This window comes from uncultured Traorella sp. (assembly GCF_944327115.1).
In the GTDB taxonomy this organism is placed as follows: domain Bacteria; phylum Bacillota_I; class Bacilli_A; order Erysipelotrichales; family Erysipelotrichaceae; genus Traorella.
Genome location: NZ_CALVGS010000105.1, coordinates 1 through 5,360, shown reverse-complemented (window position 1 = coordinate 5,360; position 5,360 = coordinate 1). Strand labels below are relative to the sequence as shown.

Genomic DNA, 5,360 nt, shown 5'->3' with positions numbered 1-5,360 from the left:
AGATGAGCAGGGCTCATCTTTTTCTTTACAATTTTAAAAGTTGATATTTATAAGGGGATGAATTGTGATATAATTATCATGATTTAAAGAGAGGAAAAAGGAATATGAGTTTATTTACACATGAAGCACGTCAATTTAAATTTGACGTCTTACGAGAAGTTGCAAGACGTTCATTTGAAGGAAAGATCAATGAAGATACGGTTGATGAAATTGCAACTCTTTTGATTCCTACAAATCATGCAGATTTTAGATGCTGTGTGTATAAGGAAAGAGAAATTATAAGAGAGAGAACACGTTTGGCATTAGGAAAAAAGCCAAATACGATAAGAAAAGATAACTATTCTCCTAAGCAGATCGTGCATGTCTTAGAGGCAGCTTGTGATGGCTGCAGCATTCATAAAATTATGGTGACGGATAATTGTCGTAAGTGTATGGCGAAAAGCTGTCAGGCATCTTGTAAGTTTGATGCAATGAGAATGGGCAGTGATAAAGCTTATATCGATTATGATAAGTGTAAATCGTGTGGTGCTTGTGTCAAAGCTTGTCCGTTTAATGCAATCATCCAAAGTGAGCGTCCGTGTGTACGTTCATGTCCGGTGAATGCTATTTCGATGGATGAGAATGATTTATGTGTGATCAATGAAGACAGCTGTATCAGCTGTGGTGCATGTCAGGCAGGATGCCCTTTTGGTGCCATTGAGGATATTTCATTTATGACACAGGTGACTGATGATCTTCGTAACGGTAAAAAGGTTGTTGCTATCGTAGCACCATCGATTCAAGGACAGATGGGTCAGGCAACCTTGCCACAGATCTTGTCAGCTATTTTAGAAGTAGGCTTTTCTGATGTTTATGAAGCTGCAGTGGGTGCTGATGCGGTCGCAGATTTTGAAGCACAGGAGCTGTTAAAGCATAAAGCAGAAGGTATTAAAATGACAACTTCCTGCTGCCCGGCTTTTGTCAATATGGCTCGCATTCATTTCCCAACAGTGTATGAGAAAAATGTCAGCAAGGTAGTATCGCCGATGGAGGCAATTGCTCGGCAAGTGAAAAGCAAGCAGGATTGCAAGATTGCTTTTATCGGTCCTTGTGTAGCGAAAAAGAATGAGGCTTTGAATGACTGGTCAGTGGTAGATTATGTCTTAACGTTTGAAGAAATTGCCGCTATGATCATCGCGAAAGAGATCTCGGTTGAAGATCTGCAGCCAAGCAATCGAAATATCGCAAGTATTCATGGTAAGAATTTTGCTGTTGGCGGTGGTGTCAGCAAGGCTGTTGCGGAATCGCTTAAGGAACATAATCTAGAAGCGGTAACAAGCAAATATGCAGATGGTGCAGCCGAATGTAAGATGAATCTTTTATTGATGAAGTTAGGAAGATTTAATGAAGATATATTAGAAGGTATGGCGTGTGTAGGAGGCTGTGTCAGCGGACCTGCAACGATCGAGTCGCCGGCAAAGGTGAAACAGTTTATGGCAAAAGAAAATGCAGCAATTAAAGATAAGACCATTCAAGAAGTTCTTGAAGAGATTGATTTTAGTCAGGTGAATATGTATCGATAGGAGGGAAAGTTATGCATACAATTGAAATCTGTGTTGGAAGCAGCTGTTTTGTGAAAGGAAGCAATGAGCTGGTGGAAAAGTTGAAGAAGTATCTTGAAGAAAATCATCTTGAGGATAAGGTTCAGTTAAAGGGTGCTTTCTGTATGGGACAATGTGCAAAAGGACTGGGAGTTCGCGTTGATGGAAAACTCTTGGAAGGTGTCACACTTGCCAATGCTATTGATTTAATTGAAATTGAATTAAATTCTCTATGAAGCCTTTAATTACACTTGTTGAATATAACTGTAAAAGTTGTCTGAAGTGTGTACGCAATTGTCCGACCAAATCAATTCGCTTTGAGAATAATCATCCATATATCATAGAAGAAGAATGTATTCATTGCGGTAACTGTTATTTGTGCTGTCCGCAATCGGCTAAAGAGATCAAAAGTGATCTTGATCTTGTGAAAAGCTGGCTGACTGCAAAAGAGGAAGTTGTTATTTCGATTGCTCCGAGCTATCAGGTCATTTGGGATAACTATACAAAGTTGAAACAGGATCTTTATAAGCTGGGGTTTAGTGCAGTTGAGGAAACGGCGAAGGGTGCTTATGTCGTTTCTGCGCAGTATGGGGCATTGATGCAGGAAAAAAAGATGAACAATATTATAGAAACCTGTTGTCCGACTGTTGTGGAAATGATAGAAAAAGAATATCCGGAGCTGGTATCTTGTCTGGCACCCGTTGCTTCACCCATGATCGTACATGGAAGAATGCTGAGGAAGAAGTATCCGAATGCGAAAATCGTTTTCCTGTCACCATGTATTGCCAAACAGCATGAGGTGATGGATGAACGTTTCAGTGATGCCGTGGATGCGGTCATAGCCATGCCGGATATGGATGAATGGATATTGGATAATAGTGATCAAAGCTATTATGAGGGTGATGAGGAAGAAAATATTGCCCGTATTTATCCGATCAGCGGCGGAATCATTAAAACGATCAATGATTTTAATGGTTACAAAGCTTTAGCTGTTGAAGGTATCAAACGATGTCGTGCTGTCCTTGAATCAATTAAGAACGGACATTTAAATGGTTATTTCTTTGAGCTGAATGCCTGTGAGGGCGGATGCTTAGGCGGACCTTATTTGTTGGCTTACAAAGATAATGAATGGCTGGCACAAAGCAGGATCAGTGAATATGAAAATGGTACCAAGGTAAGGGCAGATAAAGCTGAATTCGCATCAGCAAAGTTTATGGATAAGTCTGTACAAAAACCGGTTTTTTCTGAATATCAGATTCATGAAGTGCTTTGCAGCATGGGTAAGGCCGACCGTTCAAAACGGCTGGACTGCGGTGCCTGTGGTTATGATACATGCCGGGCTAAAGCAATTGCGGTATTGGAAGGCAAGAGCGATCCGAAGCATTGTCTGCCATATGCCTTGGAAAATGCACAGTCTGTTTCGAATCTTGTCATTCAGCATTCACCGAATGGTATCATCGTTCTTGATTCTGATAACAAGATCAAGGAAATCAATCCTAGTGCTGTACGACTTTTAGGTATTCAGAATTATAGTGTCAAAGGATTTGAAATTGAAGCGATTTTGCCAAGTGCCCAGCTAATGGATATCCTTCATCAGAAAAGTCAGGATGTTTCATATATCGTAGAAGAAATTCACGGCGGTGAAAAAGTCTGCAACATTGCTGTCCTTCCTTTGGGTGATGAACAGTCGTATGTATTGATCCTGATGGATCTTACCAATCAGCGTGAGCAGGAAAAGAAGATGAAGCAGTTACGTAAAGAAACGATTGAATCGACCCAGAAGGTAATCGATAAACAGATGCGTGTCGTTCAGGAAATTGCATCATTGCTTGGGGAAACAACCGCTGAAACAAAGGTTGTTCTGACAAAGCTGAATAAAGCGATCGATGGAGATGATCTGAATGGATAAGGTGCATGTTGAAACCTATTATGCTTCTTTAAATAAAAAGAATGAAGAATTATGCGGCGATAAGGTCAAGGTCTTACGAAACGATAAAAGCTGTACCGTTGTTTTAAGTGATGGTTTGGGAAGCGGTGTAAAAGCAAATGTATTGGCAACGCTGACCAGTGAAATTATTGCGACAATGCTGAATGAGGGAGCAGAGCTAAGCGATGCCATTGAAACGATCATCAATACCTTGCCGGTATGCAGTGAACGTAAGGTTGCCTATTCAACCTTTACGGTTTGTCAGGTTTTTTATGACGGCCGTGTATTCATGGCTGAATATGATGGTCCGGAAGCCATCGTATTGAGAAACGGTCGGGAATTAAAGCTTGAAAAAGAGGAAATCTACCAGCAGAATAAGAAGGTAAAGACATGCAGCTTTACCTGTGAGCCCAATGATCGTATCATCTTTTTCTCAGATGGGATCGTACATGCAGGAATCGGCAGCATCTTAAATCTGGGATGGGATCATAAGGAAATCGTTCAGCATATTGAAACGATGCATCGCTCGAATGATACGGCACGTAAGACGTGCATGAATCTGCTTTTGGCTGTCAATGATCTGTATCAGGGCATGCCCGGGGATGATTCAACGGTGGCAGTCGTTAAGATGCTTCCACCTAGACAAAGTGTGGTCGTTGTAGGACCACCGGCCAATAAAGAAGATGATACGGATGTAGTGATGAAGCTGATGAAGGCGACCGGAAAGAAGATCGTTTGCGGAGGAAGCACTTCACAGATGGTTGCACGTGTATTGAATGAAGAAATCCGGATGCCGGATGCCTTAGATTTTCTTGGTGACATTCCGCCTATTGCTTTTATTGATGGTATCGATCTGGTAACCGAGGGAGCCATTACTCTAAAAAAGGTATTGGAATATTTAAGAGAATGCAATGCTTCAAGGGAATATTTAAATAATTTTATGGACGGTGAAAAGGGGGATGGAGCCTTTCTTCTTACCCATATGCTGATTTGCGACTGTTCAGCCATTCACTTTATTCAGGGAAAGGCTGATAATATTGCCCATGCTTCAATCAATTATTCACCTATCTCATTAGGTAAAAAGATACGTACGGTAGAGAAAATTGGCGATGAGCTGAAAAAATTGGGCAAAATTGTTACGTATGAGCAAATATAAGCAAAACATGACAAAATCTTTCATTTCTATTTTTTAAAATAGAAATGGGTGATTCGATGAGTTATACATGTATCGCCTGTAGTGAAACCACTATGGGCATTTTTTTAGGAAAAGAGAAAGCGTTGTTTCTTCTTTTTGAAATGAGTGAAGAACAACAGAGTGTTTTCTTATATTCTTTTATAGGCTATGAAATGATTTCGAATTGTCTTCATTTTTATAAAGAAGAATATCTGGAGATATTGGAAAATAAAATCTATTATAAAAACCATTGGCTTGCTTTTCACAAATATAAGGTTGAAACAGATGATATTTATGCAAATATCCTGTTTGATTATATGAAAAGAGTTCATCGTATCTGGTGCTGTAAAGATGAGAGTGGTAAAGTGATATGGATAAAGACTTGTAAAGTCATAGAAAATTGTGTAAAATAAAGGAAGCAACGGAGGTGTATTATGGGAGATTTTTGGACATCTATTCTATATACATTGATTGGTTTGGTCATTGGTGGCGGTTTAGGATTCTATTTCACCAGAAGATATTTCATCAAACAGCTGAAAGAACATCCTCCAATCAATGAAAAGATGATTCGGGCAATGTTCTTGCAAATGGGAAGAAAACCATCAGAAGCTCAAATTCGCCAAATCATGAAATCAATGGAACAAGCAAGATAAAACCCTTTTTAAAGGGTTTTTTTCTT

Annotated in this window: 6 protein-coding genes; all 6 read left to right on the top strand. The window is 39.8% G+C overall.

The genetic code is table 11. The annotated features are described in order from the left end of the window. Positions 1–104 precede the first annotated feature (104 nt). The 6 genes from Q0K35_RS09265 to Q0K35_RS09240 are packed head-to-tail and all read left to right on the top strand — an operon-like array spanning position 105 to position 5,334. A complete protein-coding gene (locus tag Q0K35_RS09265) occupies positions 105–1,562 on the top strand; it encodes a monomeric [FeFe] hydrogenase (protein WP_294562494.1) in 1,458 nt (485 codons plus the stop codon). A gap of 11 nt (positions 1,563–1,573) precedes the next feature. Continuing rightward, the gene (locus Q0K35_RS09260; RefSeq protein ID WP_294562493.1) at positions 1,574–1,816 is read left to right on the top strand and encodes a (2Fe-2S) ferredoxin domain-containing protein; all 243 of its coding nucleotides are present in this window, start codon (positions 1,574–1,576) and stop codon (positions 1,814–1,816) included. Beyond that, complete coding sequence (locus tag Q0K35_RS09255) at positions 1,813–3,489, top strand: [Fe-Fe] hydrogenase large subunit C-terminal domain-containing protein (protein WP_294562491.1); 1,677 nt, start codon at positions 1,813–1,815, stop codon at positions 3,487–3,489. The genes Q0K35_RS09260 and Q0K35_RS09255 overlap by 4 nt, the downstream gene beginning before the upstream one ends. Next, positions 3,482–4,663 (top strand): SpoIIE family protein phosphatase, encoded by a 1,182-nt coding sequence (locus tag Q0K35_RS09250; protein ID WP_294562489.1) that lies wholly within the window; start codon positions 3,482–3,484, stop codon positions 4,661–4,663. The genes Q0K35_RS09255 and Q0K35_RS09250 overlap by 8 nt, the downstream gene beginning before the upstream one ends. Before the next feature lie 56 nt (positions 4,664–4,719). After that, the gene (locus Q0K35_RS09245; protein ID WP_294562486.1) at positions 4,720–5,094 is read left to right on the top strand and encodes a hypothetical protein; all 375 of its coding nucleotides are present in this window, start codon (positions 4,720–4,722) and stop codon (positions 5,092–5,094) included. Positions 5,095–5,115: 21 nt separating this feature from the next. Then, positions 5,116–5,334, top strand: a complete 219-nt coding sequence (locus Q0K35_RS09240) for a YneF family protein (RefSeq protein WP_294562484.1) — start codon at positions 5,116–5,118, stop codon at positions 5,332–5,334. Positions 5,335–5,360: the final 26 nt, after the last annotated feature.

Bases quoted from the DNA above. Each gene is read 5' to 3' on its own strand.
- Q0K35_RS09260 (WP_294562493.1), top strand. From the start codon at position 1,574: ATGCATACAATTGAAATCTGTGTTGGAAGCAGCTGTTTTGTGAAAGGA.
- Q0K35_RS09265 (WP_294562494.1), top strand. From the start codon at position 105: ATGAGTTTATTTACACATGAAGCACGTCAATTTAAATTTGACGTCTTA.
- Q0K35_RS09255 (WP_294562491.1), top strand. From the start codon at position 1,813: ATGAAGCCTTTAATTACACTTGTTGAATATAACTGTAAAAGTTGTCTG.
- Q0K35_RS09240 (WP_294562484.1), top strand. From the start codon at position 5,116: ATGGGAGATTTTTGGACATCTATTCTATATACATTGATTGGTTTGGTC.
- Q0K35_RS09245 (WP_294562486.1), top strand. From the start codon at position 4,720: ATGAGTTATACATGTATCGCCTGTAGTGAAACCACTATGGGCATTTTT.
- Q0K35_RS09250 (WP_294562489.1), top strand. From the start codon at position 3,482: ATGGATAAGGTGCATGTTGAAACCTATTATGCTTCTTTAAATAAAAAG.